General features: G+C 36.5%; 14 protein-coding genes and 1 riboswitch. Of the genes, 7 read left to right on the top strand and 7 right to left on the bottom strand.

The features are described 5' to 3' along the window. Window positions 1-36 precede the first annotated feature (36 nt). A complete protein-coding gene (locus ACLBWW_RS24950; protein WP_048542006.1) occupies window positions 37-645 on the bottom strand; it encodes an SAM-dependent methyltransferase in 609 nt (202 codons plus the stop codon). Between the two features lie 214 nt (window positions 646-859). After that, complete coding sequence (locus ACLBWW_RS24945; RefSeq protein WP_048542007.1) at window positions 860-1,975, bottom strand: M20 peptidase aminoacylase family protein; 1,116 nt, start codon at window positions 1,973-1,975, stop codon at window positions 860-862. Between the two features lie 266 nt (window positions 1,976-2,241). Here ACLBWW_RS24945 and nhaC point away from each other — a divergent pair, with 266 nt between their 5' ends. Then, window positions 2,242-3,663 carry a Na+/H+ antiporter NhaC gene (gene nhaC / locus ACLBWW_RS24940; RefSeq protein WP_048542011.1) on the top strand — a complete coding sequence of 474 codons (1,422 nt, stop codon included), beginning with the start codon at window positions 2,242-2,244 and terminating at the stop codon, window positions 3,661-3,663. Here the strand turns inward: nhaC and ACLBWW_RS24935 are convergent. Then, complete coding sequence (locus ACLBWW_RS24935; protein ID WP_048542014.1) at window positions 3,652-4,923, bottom strand: hypothetical protein; 1,272 nt, start codon at window positions 4,921-4,923, stop codon at window positions 3,652-3,654. The two genes, nhaC and ACLBWW_RS24935, sit on opposite strands and share 12 nt — an antisense overlap. 92 nt (window positions 4,924-5,015) lie before the next feature. On the opposite strand from ACLBWW_RS24935, the gene ACLBWW_RS24930 reads away from it, so the two are divergent. Then, window positions 5,016-6,125 (top strand): mandelate racemase/muconate lactonizing enzyme family protein, encoded by a 1,110-nt coding sequence (locus tag ACLBWW_RS24930; RefSeq protein WP_098122754.1) that lies wholly within the window; start codon window positions 5,016-5,018, stop codon window positions 6,123-6,125. 14 nt (window positions 6,126-6,139) lie between these two features. Then, on the top strand, window positions 6,140-6,835 hold the full coding sequence (locus ACLBWW_RS24925; protein ID WP_262720689.1) for a GNAT family N-acetyltransferase: 696 nt from the start codon (window positions 6,140-6,142) through the stop codon (window positions 6,833-6,835). 62 nt (window positions 6,836-6,897) lie between these two features. On the opposite strand, the gene ACLBWW_RS24920 is transcribed toward ACLBWW_RS24925, so the two are convergent. From ACLBWW_RS24920 to rlmD, 4 genes are all read right to left on the bottom strand, one after another. After that, entirely contained in the window at window positions 6,898-7,605 is a 708-nt protein-coding gene (locus ACLBWW_RS24920) for a M48 family metallopeptidase (protein WP_098077998.1), read from the bottom strand. Between the two features lie 94 nt (window positions 7,606-7,699). Then, window positions 7,700-8,218 (bottom strand): YehS family protein, encoded by a 519-nt coding sequence (locus ACLBWW_RS24915; RefSeq protein WP_048542023.1) that lies wholly within the window; start codon window positions 8,216-8,218, stop codon window positions 7,700-7,702. 510 nt (window positions 8,219-8,728) lie between these two features. Beyond that, a complete protein-coding gene (locus tag ACLBWW_RS24910; protein ID WP_098132567.1) occupies window positions 8,729-9,718 on the bottom strand; it encodes a tRNA dihydrouridine synthase in 990 nt (329 codons plus the stop codon). A 160-nt stretch (window positions 9,719-9,878) separates the two neighbouring features. After that, on the bottom strand, window positions 9,879-11,255 hold the full coding sequence (gene rlmD / locus ACLBWW_RS24905) for a 23S rRNA (uracil(1939)-C(5))-methyltransferase RlmD (protein ID WP_016133496.1): 1,377 nt from the start codon (window positions 11,253-11,255) through the stop codon (window positions 9,879-9,881). Between the two features lie 121 nt (window positions 11,256-11,376). Further along, a riboswitch (purine riboswitch) is annotated at window positions 11,377-11,478 on the top strand. Between the two features lie 202 nt (window positions 11,479-11,680). On the opposite strand from rlmD, the gene ACLBWW_RS24900 reads away from it, so the two are divergent. The 4 genes from ACLBWW_RS24900 (at window position 11,681) to ACLBWW_RS24885 (ending at window position 16,837) form a co-directional block, all read left to right on the top strand. Next, a complete protein-coding gene (locus ACLBWW_RS24900) occupies window positions 11,681-12,877 on the top strand; it encodes a NupC/NupG family nucleoside CNT transporter (RefSeq protein ID WP_001200511.1) in 1,197 nt (398 codons plus the stop codon). Window positions 12,878-13,153: 276 nt separating this feature from the next. Further along, window positions 13,154-14,257: a polysaccharide deacetylase family protein gene (locus ACLBWW_RS24895; protein ID WP_048542032.1), complete on the top strand. Its 1,104-nt coding sequence runs from the start codon at window positions 13,154-13,156 to the stop codon at window positions 14,255-14,257. A 151-nt stretch (window positions 14,258-14,408) separates the two neighbouring features. Next, entirely contained in the window at window positions 14,409-15,491 is a 1,083-nt protein-coding gene (locus ACLBWW_RS24890) for a polysaccharide deacetylase family protein (RefSeq protein WP_447614289.1), read from the top strand. Between the two features lie 116 nt (window positions 15,492-15,607). After that, a complete protein-coding gene (locus tag ACLBWW_RS24885) occupies window positions 15,608-16,837 on the top strand; it encodes an aminopeptidase (protein WP_048542037.1) in 1,230 nt (409 codons plus the stop codon). Window positions 16,838-16,877: the final 40 nt, after the last annotated feature.

The raw sequence follows: 16,877 nt of genomic DNA, 5'->3' as shown, positions 1-16,877 counted from the left end.
GAGTAAAGAAAAGCAGGTGCCTCGGCACCTGCTTTTTTATAATCTTAATGTATAAACTAAAAACCTCTCATTCCCATTCTTCTCATAAGCCCCAGGCAACCTTACTTCCCTCTTCAGCTCAAACGCAGTCTGATTCTCCAAGAAGAAAATATAATCTTCAGAAGGATAGTATAAAATAATATCAACTTCTCTCTCCGCCTCTTCTACCGAAAGTAAAATATTATTTACTACGTTCATAAATACTTGTATAGAAAATGGATTAAAGAAATAAAACCGGTTATCACGTGGATTAATCTCATACTCCTGCGCTAAACAGCATTCAAACCGAATTTTATCTTTACTGTTTCTTACCTTGCGTGCATAACGATCAAGATTATCCAACGCTTCTTTATAAAACTCTTCATTCATTTCAATTCCAATCGCTGAAGCACCACACTTATGGTGCATGTAAAAGTTCAATCGTCCTTTTCCACATCCAAAGTCTATAATCTGGTCGCTACTTCTTATTTCATATTGATTCAATAACTCATCTAATCCGCTATACGGCGTCGGTTCATAACGATGATAATGCATAGACTTGTTAAATCCTTTTTGCTCACCGACTGTTTTTATATGTAAAACTGCATCATAATATTGTTCGTTCATTCGACTTCTCCTATTAAGAAATGGTACTTATTATTATACACCATGTACTGGAGACTCATTTTTCATCAAGTCAATAGGTACGTGAAATTATATCGACGATTTTCTCAATATATCTATCGTAATTTCAAATATATCAACGATTTTCTCAATATATCGACGTTTCGACAAAGGATATCGACTTAACGACAAATTCCTACAAAAAAACAGGAGCTCTCTAGCCCCTGCCTTCTAACACTTTCAATACAGTTTGTTTCAATATTTCTACTCCATCCATAATACACCTATGATCGAACTTCATATATGGATGGTGTAATCCAGGTTGTAAGTTTGCCCCTAGTCCAAGCATGACAGCTTTTAAATGTGGTCTCTTCACTGTGTAGTAATGAAAATCATCGCTTCCTGTCGTATACAGCGGTCCAGTGCATCCCTCTTCCCCGTATACTTCAAGAATTCCTTTTCGCATAAAGCGCTCAGCTTCTTCTGACACTTCAGCTCCTGGTGCAAGGTCGATCCATTTGTATGAGGTTTTCGATCCCATCGATGCGGCCGATTCTATTACATGCTCTATTTTTTTCTTCAATTCTTCTAATAATGTATTACTCTCTGCCCTAACATCTAAGCTAAAATGGCCGTTACCCGGAATAATATTTAAATTATCTCCGCCAGCTTGGCACCTTGTCATCTTCACTGAATAGGAGCTTTGCGGTGGTAACCATATATTTTTTAAACCGATATTAATCATAGAAATGACATCAATTGCATTTATCCCTTGATGCGGACGTGCCCCATGTGCATCATCTCCATGAATCGTTCCTTCTAAAAATCCTGCTGCTCCGTGACGAATAGATGGGGCAGCTTGGTTCAAAGGTAGTTCTTCAATCGGTCTTAGATGAACACCAAATAAGAAGTCAGCATCATCCACGGCACCCTTCTCTACCATCTTTAAAGAACCATTTCCTTTTTCCTCTGCCGGCTGAAAAATAAACCTAACCGTTCCACTATCCCATCTCATATTTTTCAATTGTAAAATAAGCCCCATCACAATTGTCATATGAGCATCGTGACCACATGAATGATTCGCTTTAAACTCTCCGTCCACTTCTTGCCAAAGTGCATCCATATCGGCACGAATTGCAATAACTGGATTTCCGCTTCCAATTTCAGCAATCACGCCTGGGCAATCATCAAATATTTTATATGAAATTCCTTCTTCTTTTAAAAAGTTAGTAATATACGCTGTCGTTTCATGCTCTTTCCAACTCACTTCAGGGTTTTCATGTAAATACTGAAAAATTTCAGTTAACCGCTCTTGTAGTTCTAATGTTTTCAAAGCTACATTCTCCTTCCCAAATTCCAAAACCATTCAGGTTAATTATACTTATGAAAAACAGATGTTTTTATGAACATATTGAATTTTAAGAAAAAAGTCAATTGTTTATTTTTAAATGCAATCGACAACTCACTTCATAACGATAGAACATTCCTTATTTTCTGTTTTTTATTGACGCTTATATCATTTTTTAGTTATTATAACTTAATAGCGTCTATTTTGCGACAATTCTAAAAATATAAACATACATAATGAGGAGGCAGTTTATGAAAAAAGAAATACCTTTTGGCGTAGCAATAATCCCTATTATCATTACAGTTGCAGTTATGATGGTTACAATTGTTGTATTAAAACAAAGCCCTCACGTCCCACTTATTATCGGTACAACCGTTGCTTCTATCGTCGCTTGGCGTTACGGTTACAAATGGAACGACATTGAAGAAGCAATGTATAAAGGAATTCGCCTCGCATTACCCGCTATCGTTATCATTATTCTAGTAGGTTTAACGATCGGTGCTTGGATTGGCGGCGGAATCGTCGCAACAATGATTTATTACGGTTTAAATCTTTTAACTCCATCACTATTTTTAGTTTCAATTACAATTATTTGTTCTATTGTTGCATTAGCTATCGGTAGCTCTTGGTCTACAATGGGAACAATTGGTGTTGCAGGAATGGGAATTGGCCTAAGTATGGGAATCCCAGCTCCAATGGTTGCCGGTGCTATCATTTCCGGTTCTTACTTCGGCGATAAAATGTCACCGCTTTCAGACACGACAAACTTAGCCGCAGGATTAACAAATACAGATTTATTCACACATATTCGTCATATGTTATTTACTACAATTCCAGGTTTAATTATTACTCTTATCGTTTATGCGTTCTTAGGAAGAAGCTTCGGCGCTAACAATATTGATGCAAAAGGTATCGATCAAACATTACAAGTATTGCAACAAAACTTTGTTATCTCTCCTTTCCTACTAATCATACCTGTAGTCGTTATGGTATTGGTCGCTAAAAAAGTTCCTGCTATACCAGCTATTCTCGTAGGTATCATTTTAGGATTTTTATCACAAGTCTTTATTCAAGGTGGTTCTGTCTCCTCATCTGTCGGTGCACTCCAAAATGGATTTGTCATAGACACTGGCAACAAGCTAGTAGACGAACTCTTTAACCGTGGTGGCTTAAATTCGATGATGAATACAGTTTCGATGACAATTGTCGCTATGACCTTTGGAGGAGTATTAGAACATACTGGTATTCTTCGCGCAATTGTAAATCAAATTTTAAAATTAGCGACATCAGCAAAAGGACTTATCGCTTCTACTATCGCATCTTGCTTTGCAACCAACCTTACTTGCTCTGAACAATATATTTCGATTGTTGTTCCTTCAAGAATGTACGCAAATGCATACACAGAAAAAGGACTACATTCTAAAAATTTATCCAGAGCATTAGAAGATGGCGGAACATTAACTTCTGTTTTCGTACCTTGGAATACATGTGGTGTATTTATACTCGCAACACTTGGAGTTGGCGCATTCGAATATGCTCCTTATGCTATATTGAATTTCATCGTACCTATTATTTCAATCCTTTACGGCATAACTGGTCTCACAATTACGAAACTATCAGACATTGAAAAAGCGGAACTACTAAAAAAACAAAAGGCTCAACTAGAAGCTTAGAGATACCGGTAAATTCATTTCATATATTGCGCGGGGGCGCCCTTGTTGATAGGGCATTTCCTCGCCGCAAATATGAGCATACCCATAATCAACTAGTTTCTTTAATAACCTTTCTGTTGATCGGCGAGTCACTTGTAAGTATTCAGAAAGATCTGCTGCTGTAAAATTCAATGATGGATGTGATTGACTAAATTGAATAATTTTTGATAAGTTTGCTGGACTTAGTTTCGTTTCCTTCGCTATTTTCATGAGTTCCGGGTTGTCATTCTTCAAACTTTGTACTCTCTGTTCTTTCGGGAACGGACCAAATAGTTCTTTATCACTTGTTAGTATATAAAAACAGTGGTCTATTGGATTATTCTTCGCGAAACTTTGAGCGATTTTAGCATTTTGCTCTGCTTCCTTCACAGTTTTTCCGTAACCAAATCCAATAGCTATCGTTCTTTCTATATTCGCAAATAAATTATTTATCATATTTGTTTTTATAATCGATTCAATATCACCACGAGTCGTATACAAAATGAACGTCACTTCATCAACTTTTTTAAATGAACCACATAGTGCTTTTGAAATAGCATCTAATTGCTCAAGCAAACCTTCTCGTAATTCTAAAGAAGAAATCATACAAGCACCGACAGTAGCTGAATGGCTTTTTGCTAACTCAGCTTTTATTTTTGCATCTTTTAACCCATGTATAATGGACTGTGTTGGATCAATCATACGCTCTGAAGGAATACCTATTTTTTGAAGTTCATCATAGACAGCATGAATACTAGTTAAAGCTAAATGAGCTTCTCCTGATTGATATTTAGCTATATGAAAATCCATAATCCTATTTATTTCTTCTTTACTCCACAGCATATTTTCATAATCAAACACTTGCGGACTTTCTTTTATACCGATATCATGGAACACATTTGTAATGAATGAGCGGTCTACTAAATCAATTGAAATGTTATGTGGTTGAATACCTTGGTGATACATGACAGAAAGAATGGAAGATACGACCGTTGTCTCGTCTTGCTGTAAGTACGTACTTGGAATTCGTAATTGTTCTCTTATTTCTTTTGCCATATAATAAGGTAAAGCACCTGAGAAAAAGATGAAGTCACAAGGCTTTAAACGCTTTAAAAGTTCAGAAGATTCCGCCGGATGAAGGTAAATATATGGATCAATCTCTATTTCTTCTAGTTTATGAGCGACAGGTAAAAGTGTCTCCATAAACTCTTTTGAACCGACAACTGCAATTTTTATCATCATTTCTCTAACTCCTTATCATTAATTAACGACTATTTAACGTCAACTATATCAAATGTACAAAACTATTGTAAACAGGAAGGGGTCTCTACCTAATGAAAATTACAGCTATTCATCTTTACGCAATTCGTTTACCACTTCGCGATCCGTTTGTTATTAGTTATGGTTCTTATTCTGATATGCCTTCTATTATCGTCAAAATGGAAACAGATGAAGGCATTATCGGTTACGGTGAGGGCGTTGCTGATGATCACGTTACAGGCGAATCATGGGAAAGTACTTTCCATACTTTAAAACATACACTTGCTCCTGCGCTCATCGGGCAAAATCCAATGAATATCGAGAAAATACACGATATGATGGACAATACAATTTACGGTGTGCCTACTGCGAAGGCCGCAATTGATATTGCTTGTTTTGATATAATGGGCAAAAAACTAAATCAACCTGTATATCAATTAATTGGCGGACGCTACCATGAAGACTTCCCTGTCACTCACGTCTTAAGTATCGCCGAACCTGAAGACATGGCTGAAGAAGCTGCTTCCATGATTCAAAAAGGTTACCGATCTTTCAAAATGAAAGTCGGTACGAATGTAAAAGAAGATGTAAAACGTATTGAAGCGGTACGTGGACGTGTAGGAAATGATATTGCGATTCGCGTTGATGTAAACCAAGGATGGAAAAATAGCGCCAACACATTAACGGCACTTCGTTCATTAGATCATTTAAACATCGACTGGATTGAACAGCCTGTTATAGCGGACGATATTGACGCAATGGCTCACATTCGTTCTAAAACAGACCTTCCGCTTATGATTGATGAAGGATTAAAAGGTTCTCGTGAAATGCGCCAAATCATTAAATTAGACGCGGCTGATAAAGTAAATATAAAACTAATGAAATGCGGCGGCATATATCCCGCTGTAAAACTCGCTCATCAAGCAGAAATGGCAGGCATTGAATGCCAAGTTGGATCCATGGTCGAATCATCCGTTGCCTCTTCCGCAGGATTCCATGTCGCTTTCTCGAAAAAAATCATTACGAGCGTTGAACTTACAGGTCCATTAAAGTTCACGAAAGACATCGGAAACTTACATTACGACGTACCATTTATTCGCTTAAACGAAAAGCCAGGACTCGGCATTGAAATAAACCAAAATACATTACAAGAACTAACCGTCTTTCAAGACGTTGTACGCTAAAGGAGGACTAACGCATGACGGTTCTATACAAAGGATCATTAAAACAAAATAACGAACCATTTCACGTTACATTACTAACACTAGAGAACATTGAACAAATCTTATCACTACAAAACGTTGTAGTTGAGGCGCTAGAGGATAAAAGTCGCTTACAACCACTCTCATTAGAAGAATTTCAATACATTCTAGAAGGAAACGGCATGATGATCGGTGCTTTTATAGAAAACGAACTCATCGCATTTCGTGCCCTACTCGTCCCTCCTATCGACGATGAACATTTAGGACTTGATATTGGTATACCAGAAAGCGAACTACACCGCGTCATCTATCAAGAAATTTCAAATGTTCACCCGAACAGCCGAGGAAATGGGATGCAAAAAATATTGGCGACAGTTATCATGGATGAATTACAAAAAGAAGACAGCAAATACGATTACGTTTGCTGCACCGTTGCTCCTTTTAACATTCCAAGTTTAAAGGATAAATTTGCGCAAGGAATGGAGATTGCTGCATTGAAGGCAAAATATGGCGGGAGTATGCGGTATGTTTTTGTGAAGGAATTGCGCAGTGATAAAGAAAGAGATTGGACAGATGTTAAGCATATTCTGATGAGTGATGCTGGGAAACAACAGGCATTGCTTTCGGAGGGGTATCGTGGGTATGAGATGGAAAAAAAAGAAGATACTTTCATTGTAAAGTTTAGAAGATAATTCATATACAAAAAGAACCCTAATGTATTAGGGTTCTACTTGGTTTTATTCCAAATTAATAATTAAACCGTCATCTTCCAACTAGATAACGCTAACCAATTCTCCATTTCCTTATAATCAGGCATTATTTTCCCGACAAGACGCCAAAAAGAGCGATCATGATTTAAATGAACCATATGGCACATTTCATGAACAACTACATAATCAATTACTTGCTGTGGTGCCATCGCTAACTTCCAATTAAATGTTAGCTGTAAATTTGAATCGCAAGTACCCCATGTGCGGCTACTATCTGTAATACGAATAGAACGCGGTTTTGTTTTGAAATTACTTTGATGCACTTTAATACTCTTCTCTACTAAAGTTTTACACTGCTTATAATAAAATCGTTTTAAAGCCTGCTGGACTTTCTCATCCTTAAGCTCTTTCACATAAATATGTAGCTTATCCTCTTCAAACACTGCATTGTCTTGCTCAATGCTTGCATCTTGGGAAATCTGTATCGGATACGTACTTCCTAAATACAGAAAACCCTCTCCTTGATCATAATCCTTTTCCTGTGGTCCAAGCGCTCGCTCCTGCATTTCCTTACGTGTTTTCTGAATCCAATCCCACTTCTCCTCCAGCAGCTGGACTAAGTATTCAACAGGTGTCCCTTTCGGAGCCTGCACTTCCACATTTCCATACGAATCTACAAAAAGACGCACGGACTTTTTCTTCTTATAAGTTATATGAAAATTAATTGTCTCACCTAAATATGTATGTATCATTTCATCACCTAGTGTATTATTTTACAAATAAAAAAGAATAGGACACAAACGCCCTACTCTACCTATTATATCATTTACCGATTCATCGGACTCATTACCCTCTATACTTTACACCTAATCCCTTAATGAAATTCCTTGCGTATCTATCGCCGCACTCTTTGTAATTTTTATGGCCTTTTTTTCTTAATAGAGCGCCTAGTTCTCCCTTTGTTACCGTAACGCCTACGCTATCTAATATATCAAGTACATCCTCACTCGTTAAAGATAGTGCAATTTTCATTTTCTTTAGAAGAAGGTTATTCGCACTCTCTTTGCTTTGTACAGGTGCTGGTTGTCCTGGTTTCGGATCTTGCTTTCCTCTTTTTAAAGTAATAAATCCATTTAAAAATGCCTCTAACATCATCATATCGCATGTTTTTACGTACTCATCTTCGATTACATCATCATTTTCAGCTTCATGCTGAGGAGCTCTCTTTATTTTTGTAAGCATATCAACTACGTCTTCTTTCGTTACTTCCATACCACCAAGTTTAAAGATTTCTACCATATCTATATCTCTTATATCTAAAGCGTACCTTACTCTTTTTAATATATCGTTGTTGCTCATTGCCATTGTTTTGCCTCCTGAAATGTTGATTATCTTAATGCTTTTAGCATGTGTAAATGAATGTCGTTAAGTTACTACTTTAACATTTTAGGGGGAGGTTTTGTAGTCTTAGGTGGATTAATGCTTGTGGGGATGATTTTATTTATTATTAAGAGATACTTCTAATAACGAATTTATTGTATTAGAAATTAAGAAAGGTCCTATCGATAGAAACGCCTTTAATCAAATACTGTAAAAGGTATTTTAGTTGGTAGTGGGATAGCTCCTTCCTTTAAGGATAATATTAATAAAGCAAAAAAGGATGGGGATTTACTATTAATTAACACACTTAAAAATGGACTAACCTGATATAGTTTAGTCCATTTCTTTTTATGCAACTCTAATTTGGTAGGCAACTCAAACGTGAATGTTACGTAAAATTCAAGTGAAATATATTGATTATATTTACTTAAGTTTTACTTTTTATTTGTGGTACAGTTCACCTTAATTAAAATGAAACAGTGTAACTTTCAAAAGTTACACCGTTTCACTACCTTCTACCACATTAGCACTCGCCTCAAACTTATCAAGTAATGCGCGTACTTCATCCGTCGATTTTGTGCTCATCAATTGATTTCTTAGTTCAGCAGCTCCCGGGAAGCCTTTTACATAAATTTTGAAGAAGCGATGTAGTCCTGTGATAGAGCGTGGTAATACTTCTGCATATTGATCTTGAAGATCGAGTTGTAGTCTTAAAAGATCTAAATGTTCTTTACTGCTATGCTCTCTTGGCTCTTTTTCGAAAGCAAATGGATTTTTAAAGATACCTCGTCCGATCATTACACCATCAATGCCGTATTTTTCAGCAAGTTCCAGCCCAGTTTTACGGTCAGGAATGTCTCCGTTTATTGTTATTAGCGTATTTGGTGCAATACGATCACGTAATTTTTTAATTTCTGGAATTAGCTCCCAGTGCGCATCGACTTGGCTCATTTCTTCTCTTGTACGTAAGTGAATAGAAAGGTTTGCGATATCTTGTTTAAAAATATGCGTTAACCAATCTTCCCATTCGCTTAATTCTTTAAAGCCCAGTCGTGTTTTTACGCTGACAGGTAGTCCGCCCGCTTTTGCTGCTTGAATAAGTTCTGCCGCAACGTCTGGACGTAGAATAAGGCCGCTACCTTTTCCTCTTGATGCTACGTTCGGTACAGGGCAACCCATGTTAATATCAATACCTTTAAATCCTAACTCTGCCATACCAATACTCATTTGACGGAAATATTCAGGATTATCTCCCCAAATATGCGCCACGATTGGTTGTTCATCTTCTGTAAAAATTAAACGGCCACGTACACTTTTCATACCTTCTGGATGACAATAGCTATCCGAGTTTGTGAACTCTGTGAAGAATACGTCTGGGCGACCTGCCTCACTTACTACGTGACGGAAAACAACGTCTGTCACATCTTCCATTGGTGCAAGTACGAAAAATGGTCGTGGTAAATCACGCCAAAAATTATCTATCATTTCAAATTCAAATCCTCTCACTATGAATACAATTTCAAACTCTCAATTTATAATTTATGAAAATCAGCAATATTTATTTTAACTAAAATCGCTTATAAATGGTATTTTTGTAAACCAAAAAGCAGATGGTATAGATTCTCCTATATCAACTGCTTTCCTATTATACCAACTTAAGCCAAGCTACACACTCCACATGAGTCGTATGCGGGAACATATCAACAGGTTGTACTTCCTGCGTTTTATATCCGCCTTCTTCTAGTACTTTTAAGTCACGTGCTAATGTTGCTGGGTTACATGATACGTATACGACGCGTTTTGGTTTCATGTCGATGATTGTGTTTAGTAGTGCATCATCACAACCTTTACGCGGTGGATCTACGACCATTGTGTCGGCGATTATGCCTTCTTTGTACCATTTTGGAATAACTACTTCTGCTTCTCCTACGCCAAACTCAGCGTTTGTCATGTTGTTTAGTGCTGCGTTTCGGTTTGCGTCTTCGATTGCTTCTGGGACGATTTCAACGCCGTACACTTTTTTCGCTTTTTGCGCTAGGAATAAGGAGATTGATCCAATTCCACAATAGGCATCAATTACTGTTTCGTTACCATCTAGTTTTGCATATTCTAACGTTTTATCGTATAACACTTTCGTTTGCTCTGGGTTTACTTGATAGAATGAACGTGCTGAAATGGCAAATTTAATGTCACCGATAAAGTCATAAATGTATTCTGATCCGTACAGTACTGTCGTTGTGTCTCCAAAGATTACGTTTGTACGTTTCGTGTTTACGTTTTGAACAATCGATTTTACTTCTGGGAATTTCGCAGCAATTTCTTCAATGATTGCTTTTTTGTTTGGTAATTCTGCTGTACGAGTAATGAAGACAAGCATAATTTCCCCTGTTACTTGTCCGTAACGAGCCATTACGTGGCGAAGTGTTCCTTTGTTACGCTCTTCGTTGTATGCCGAAATACCATGTTTTTCACAAATACGTTTTACTTCCTGGATTAATGTATCGTTTTCTTCTGCCTGAATTAAACATGATTCCATATTAATAATGTCATGTGTTCCTTGGCGATAGAAACCAGCTACAAGTCCACCTTCACGCTCTCCAATTGGTACTTGTGCTTTGTTACGGTATACCCATGGGTTCTTCATACCAAGTACAGGGTGCACAGGAACATCGCTTAATCCGCCAATGCGCTGCATAACGTCACGTACTTGTTTTTCTTTCGCTTGTAATTGTCCTTCATATGTTAAGTGCTGAAGCTGACAACCGCCGCACTGATTGTACACTGGGCATTCTGCATCTTTACGATATGGGCTCTCTGTATGAAGCTTCATTAAACGACCGAATGCGAAGTTTTTCTTCACTTTAATAATTTTAATTTGTGCTTCTTCACCTGGTAATCCGTTTTTAACGAAAATAGGATAGCCCTTTACTTTCGCAACACCGGCACCATCATGTGTTAAATCTTCAAATACTACATCTATAAAATCATTTTTTTCAACTGGTGGCGTCATTTTTGTACTCATTTTCCGACCTCTCTTTTTCATAACACTGCGTTACATTTTATCATACTTATATGGTCTATTTCTATCGGAAGAAAAAAAGCTATTGACGATAGTTCTCTGTTAATGTTACGCTACTACTAATTTAATACGGACGATGTTACCTCATATATATTCGATAATATGGATCGAGAGTTTCTACCCGGCAACCTTAAATTGCTGGACTATGGGGAAAACTAATGAATATTAGCCTATGTGCAAAAAAGGACTCATATTGATTAGCTTTCTCTCATAGATGAAAGTGAATCCATATGGGTCTTTTTTTATTTTTATTTTTCTAAAAGGTCAGACATCTTACGTATGACATAAAACCTCTTTGTTTTATTTTTAGTAATATAACGAGCGTTTTATGTACAAACTTTATACGAACTTCTGAAAGGGGCAACTACATGCAATATGTAATGAGCATTATCGGTATTCTTGTCGTTTTAGGTTTATGCTTTGCTTTGTCAAACAATAGAAGTAAAATCAACTTCCGTGCAATTGCTATTATGATTGGTTTCCAAATTTTAATCGGTTGGTTTATGTTTGGCACAAAAATTGGTCAACAAATTATCATCTTCATTAGTAAAGTTTTCAACAAACTAATTAAACTTGGTACGACAGGTGTCGATTTTCTCTTTAATGGAATTCAAAGAGATTTTGTCTTTTTCTTAAATGTATTATTAATTATCGTATTTTTCTCAGCACTACTTTCTATCTTTAGTTATTTAGGTGTTTTACCATTCATCGTTCGCGTTGTCGGCGGTGCAATTTCAAAAATTACTGGTTTACCACGCGTCGAGTCATTCCACGCAGTAAACTCTGTATTCTTCGGTTCAAGTGAAGCGTTAATCGTTATTAAAAACGATTTACAGCATTTTAACAAAAACCGTATGTTTATTATTTGTTGTTCTGCAATGAGTTCCGTTTCTGCTTCTGTTACAGCATCATATGTAATGATGTTAGATGCGAAATATGTACTAGCAGCTCTTCCACTAAACTTATTCTCAAGCTTAATCGTTTGTTCGCTATTAACACCAGTTGATACGAAGAAAGAAGATGAAGTGATTCAAAAATTTGATAGAACTTTATTCGGAGACAGCTTTATCGGCGCAATGATTAACGGTGCGCTTGATGGTTTAAAAGTAGCTGGTATCGTTGCTGCATTAATGATTGCCTTCATCGGTGTGATGGAAGTTGTAAACTACGTAATTAGCGCAGCTTCAGGTGCAATGGGATATGCTGTTACTTTACAACAAATCTTCGGTTATATACTTGCTCCATTCGCATTCTTAATGGGTATTCCAACTCAAGATATTATCCCAGCTGGTGGAATTATGGGTACGAAGATTGTATTAAACGAGTTTGTAGCAATCCTTGATTTAAAAGGTGTTGCATCAACATTATCTCCACGTACAGTCGGAATCGTTACAGTATTCTTAATTAGCTTCGCAAGTATTAGCCAAATTGGTGCGATCGTTGGGACAATCCGTGCTCTTTCTGAAAAACAGGGAAGTGTCGTATCTAGATTCGGTTGGAAAATGTTATTTGCATCAACACTTGCTTCTATTTTATCTGCAACAATCGCTGGATTATTTATTTAATAAAAAACTCCACCTTACTTCTCCTTTTCTAAAGGAAGTTTAGGTGGAGTTTTTTCATCTTCTAAATGTATTTTTATGTAAACCTCACCAGAAAAATATAAGGTGTTTTTCCGAATTATTCCAAAAATGTATTCCCCTCTATATTCTATAGTGATATGATGTACAAGGGTATAACTCAAATTTTTAAAATCAAAAATTTGAGTTAGTGTCACTTATACGAATGATAATTTCAAGACATAAGTGATGATAATTAAAACACAATAGAAGGATGATAGAATGAAAAAATATACATATATCGCTTTACTTTCTTCTGCTATTCTCGTAGGTTGTAACACTAGTAGCACTAGTGATAAACAAATAAAAGAAGCAACGGCGAAACAAACAGTTGAACAAAAAAAAGCGAAAGCGGTTGAACTGCCTTTAACACAAGGGATTATTACATGGGATCCGTATGAATATAACGCACAAAATACCACGCTTTATACAAAGGATTTAAGAGATTCATTCACACAAGTACGTTACAATATTTGGCGTACTGCTGATGGTCCTGAAAACAAACAAACTTTTACTTCACAAGAAAAAGAACGTGACTTTGCCCTCCCACTACATTTAAAATCATTTCATTTAAAACGTGGCGAATTTCAAATTGAAACAGTAGGAATCAAAGAAGATCATACTGAAACAAATCTAGTAACATCTAAAATTACATTCCAGCAACATGTACCCGTATTAATGTACCATGCGATTGAAAAATACCCTGGACCAAGTGATGGGGATTACGGCTTATACGTACCACCTGAGCAATTCGAAAAACATATGCAATACTTAAAAGATAACGGTTATACGATGCTTACATTTGAACGTTGGAATGATATAAATCGTGTAAATAAACCTGTTTTTGTAACGATGGATGATGGTCGAAAAAATAATATGAACGCTCTTCATATTTTACAAAAATTAAAGGATGATAGATTTCAACCTACGGCTACTGAATTCCTTACTTCAAATGAGATAGACAAACCAAATCGTCTATCAACAGATGAGATAAAACAAATGATGGATTCAGGCATTTTTTCTATTCAATCACATACTGCTAATCATACGATGATGGCTCATTCAAGCAATTATGATGAGGAATTACGTAGTTCGAAAGAAAAAATCGAAGCCCTTACTGGTAAAAAGGTCATCGCTCTTGCCTATCCAGTAGGTTCTTATAATGATCCAGCTGTTGAAGAAACAAAAAAACATTATGAGTTCGCAGTAACTACTGATCACGGTAATCACATTACAAAAGGGATGCCAAACGAACAGTACTTAATTAAACGCCACTTTGTAGGGCCTAATACATCAATGGAAAAATTCATATCTCTTATAAAGTAAACTTTACTAAAAAACAGTCGAAATGGCTCTATTAAAAACCTGTCTCATTACTAAAATGATATGATGTACAAGGGTATATCCCCACCTCTCTTACAGCGGTGGGGATTTTAAATATGAGTATGCAACATAATACACAATAGAAGGTGATTTCATGAGAAAATACGCAGCAATTGCTTTATGTACATCTGCCATTCTAGCAGGCTGTAATACTAGCAATGTAAACCAGGAACCTAAAAAAGAGAAAAAGGTTCAAGAAGTTAAGAAACAAGAAGAGACTGTGCAAGAACAAGGTAAAATTTCTTATCATCCGATTACACACGAATCTACAAACACTACTATTCATATGACAGATATAAAGGATACTTTAAGTGAGGTACAATATAAAATTTGGCGCACAGCTGATGGGAAGGAAAGTGCTAAACCTTTTTCTTCTAAAGAAAAGGAAAAGCAATTTTCACTTCATTTTGACATAAAAGAATTTGAAGGAAAACGCGGTGAGTTCCAAATTGAAGCAATAGGAATGAAAGAGGATGGGAAAACCATTCCACTCACAAAATCTGCTATTACTTTCGAGCAAAAGGTTCCCGTTCTTATGTACCATGCAATCGATGATTATCACGGACAAGGCATTAAAGATTTATTCGTATCACCTGCTAATTTTGAAGCTCAAATGAAATATTTAAAGGACAACGGCTATACATTACTAACTTTTGAACGCTGGGGCGATATAAATAAAGTTAATAAACCTATCTTTGTTACATTTGATGACGGTATGAAAAATAATATAAATGGATTTCATATTTTACAAAAGCTAAAAGATGATACGTTTAAACCAACAGCAACAGAATATATGATTGTTAATAATGTCGATGCTGAAGGATCACTTTCTACATCTGACATAAAAGAAATGGTTGATTCCGGCATTTTCTCTATGCAATCTCATACTGCAACACATGCAGACTTGCCGAAAATTACAAACTATGAAGAAGAATTAAAAGAATCAAAGGAAAAGCTAGAGAAAATAACAGGTAAGCCTGTTACTGCAGTTGCTTATCCATTCGGTCATGTGGATGATAAAGTTGTTGCAGAAACGAAGAAATATTATCAATTTGCGACGACAACAAAACCCGGAAAATTCATTACGAAAGGTGAACCCGATGAGTTGTTAAAAATGAAGCGTGTTCGCATACACCATACGACGACCGTAGAACAATTTGCTTCTTCGATTAAATAACGATGAGAGCTCAATATATTTTGAGCTCTCTTTTTACGCTATATTTATATATATTTTTTGAATTTTCTTGTATTATATATAGTAAGAAATCTTTCAAATTAAAGGAGATTATACATATGTCATTTGAACAAACGTTAGAGAAATATGCTGCTCTTGCAGTCAATGTTGGTGTTAATATTCAACCAGGACAAACATTATCAATTAGTGCACCTCTTGAAGCTGTACAATTTGTGCGCCTCGTTACAGAAAAAGCATATAAATCTGGTGCAAAACACGTATATGTGGACTGGAATGATGAGACGTTAACACGCTTAAAGTTCGACCTAGCTCCTGAAGAAGCATTCGCTGAGTTCCCATCTTGGAAAGCACACGCTCGTGAAGAATTAGCAAAAGAAGGTGCTGCATTTATGTCTATTTATGCAGAAAACCCTGATTTATTAAAAGGTGTAGAATCAACGCGTATCGCAACAGCTCATAAAGTAGCTGGTGAAGCAATGAAAGTATACCGTGATTACGTACAAGCTGATAAAGTAAGCTGGTGTGTCATTTCTGTTCCTACGAAAGAATGGGCTGCGAAAGTATTCCCTGACGTTGCACCAGAAGAACAAGAAGCAAAACTATGGGATGCTATTTTCAAAGCTACTCGTGCGGATTTAGAAAATCCTGTGGAAGCATGGAAAGAACACGATGAAACGTTACATACAAAAGTTGATTACTTAAACGAAAAACATTATAAAGCCCTTCACTATACAGCTCCTGGAACAGATTTAACGATCGAACTTCCAGAAAAGCATGTATGGGCTGGTGCTGGTAGCTTAAATGAAAAGAACGTACCATTTATGGCGAACATTCCAACTGAAGAAGTATTTACAATGCCACTTAAAACAGGTGTAAGCGGCCAAGTATCTAGCACAAAACCGTTAGCATTTGCAGGTAACATTATCGATAACTTCACGTTAACATTTGAGAACGGACGTATCGTAGATTATAAAGCTGAAACTGGTGAAGAGGCTTTAAAACATTTAGTAGAAACAGATGAAGGTTCTCACTTCTTAGGAGAAGTAGCTTTAGTACCTCATGATTCACCAATTTCAAACACAAATGTTTTATTCTACAATACGCTGTTTGATGAAAACGCATCTTGCCACCTTGCAATCGGAAGTGCTTATGCTTTCAACTTAGTTGGTGGAAAAACAATGTCTAAAGAAGAACTTGCTGAAAATGGTGCGAACACTAGTATTACACACAATGACTTCATGATCGGATCAGCCGAGCTTGATATCGATGGTATTACAGATGATGGCAGACATGAGCCTATCTTCCGTAAAGGTAACTGGGCATTTTAATAAAAACAAAAGGCTATCTTCCACACCGGAAGATAGCCTT

Source organism: Bacillus sp. M5A3_1b, assembly GCF_053345335.1.
Note: the sequence above shows the minus strand (reverse complement) of the source record. Positions and strands in the feature narration are given on the sequence as shown.

Bases quoted from the DNA above. Each gene is read 5' to 3' on its own strand.
- ACLBWW_RS24950 (WP_048542006.1), bottom strand. From the start codon at position 645: ATGAACGAACAATATTATGATGCAGTTTTACATATAAAAACAGTCGGT.
- nhaC (WP_048542011.1), top strand. From the start codon at position 2,242: ATGAAAAAAGAAATACCTTTTGGCGTAGCAATAATCCCTATTATCATT.
- ACLBWW_RS24935 (WP_048542014.1), bottom strand. From the start codon at position 4,923: ATGATGATAAAAATTGCAGTTGTCGGTTCAAAAGAGTTTATGGAGACA.
- ACLBWW_RS24930 (WP_098122754.1), top strand. From the start codon at position 5,016: ATGAAAATTACAGCTATTCATCTTTACGCAATTCGTTTACCACTTCGC.
- ACLBWW_RS24925 (WP_262720689.1), top strand. From the start codon at position 6,140: ATGACGGTTCTATACAAAGGATCATTAAAACAAAATAACGAACCATTT.
- ACLBWW_RS24920 (WP_098077998.1), bottom strand. From the start codon at position 7,605: ATGATACATACATATTTAGGTGAGACAATTAATTTTCATATAACTTAT.
- ACLBWW_RS24915 (WP_048542023.1), bottom strand. From the start codon at position 8,218: ATGGCAATGAGCAACAACGATATATTAAAAAGAGTAAGGTACGCTTTA.
- ACLBWW_RS24910 (WP_098132567.1), bottom strand. From the start codon at position 9,718: ATGATAGATAATTTTTGGCGTGATTTACCACGACCATTTTTCGTACTT.
- rlmD (WP_016133496.1), bottom strand. From the start codon at position 11,255: ATGAGTACAAAAATGACGCCACCAGTTGAAAAAAATGATTTTATAGAT.
- ACLBWW_RS24900 (WP_001200511.1), top strand. From the start codon at position 11,681: ATGCAATATGTAATGAGCATTATCGGTATTCTTGTCGTTTTAGGTTTA.
- ACLBWW_RS24895 (WP_048542032.1), top strand. From the start codon at position 13,154: ATGAAAAAATATACATATATCGCTTTACTTTCTTCTGCTATTCTCGTA.
- ACLBWW_RS24890 (WP_447614289.1), top strand. From the start codon at position 14,409: ATGAGAAAATACGCAGCAATTGCTTTATGTACATCTGCCATTCTAGCA.
- ACLBWW_RS24885 (WP_048542037.1), top strand. From the start codon at position 15,608: ATGTCATTTGAACAAACGTTAGAGAAATATGCTGCTCTTGCAGTCAAT.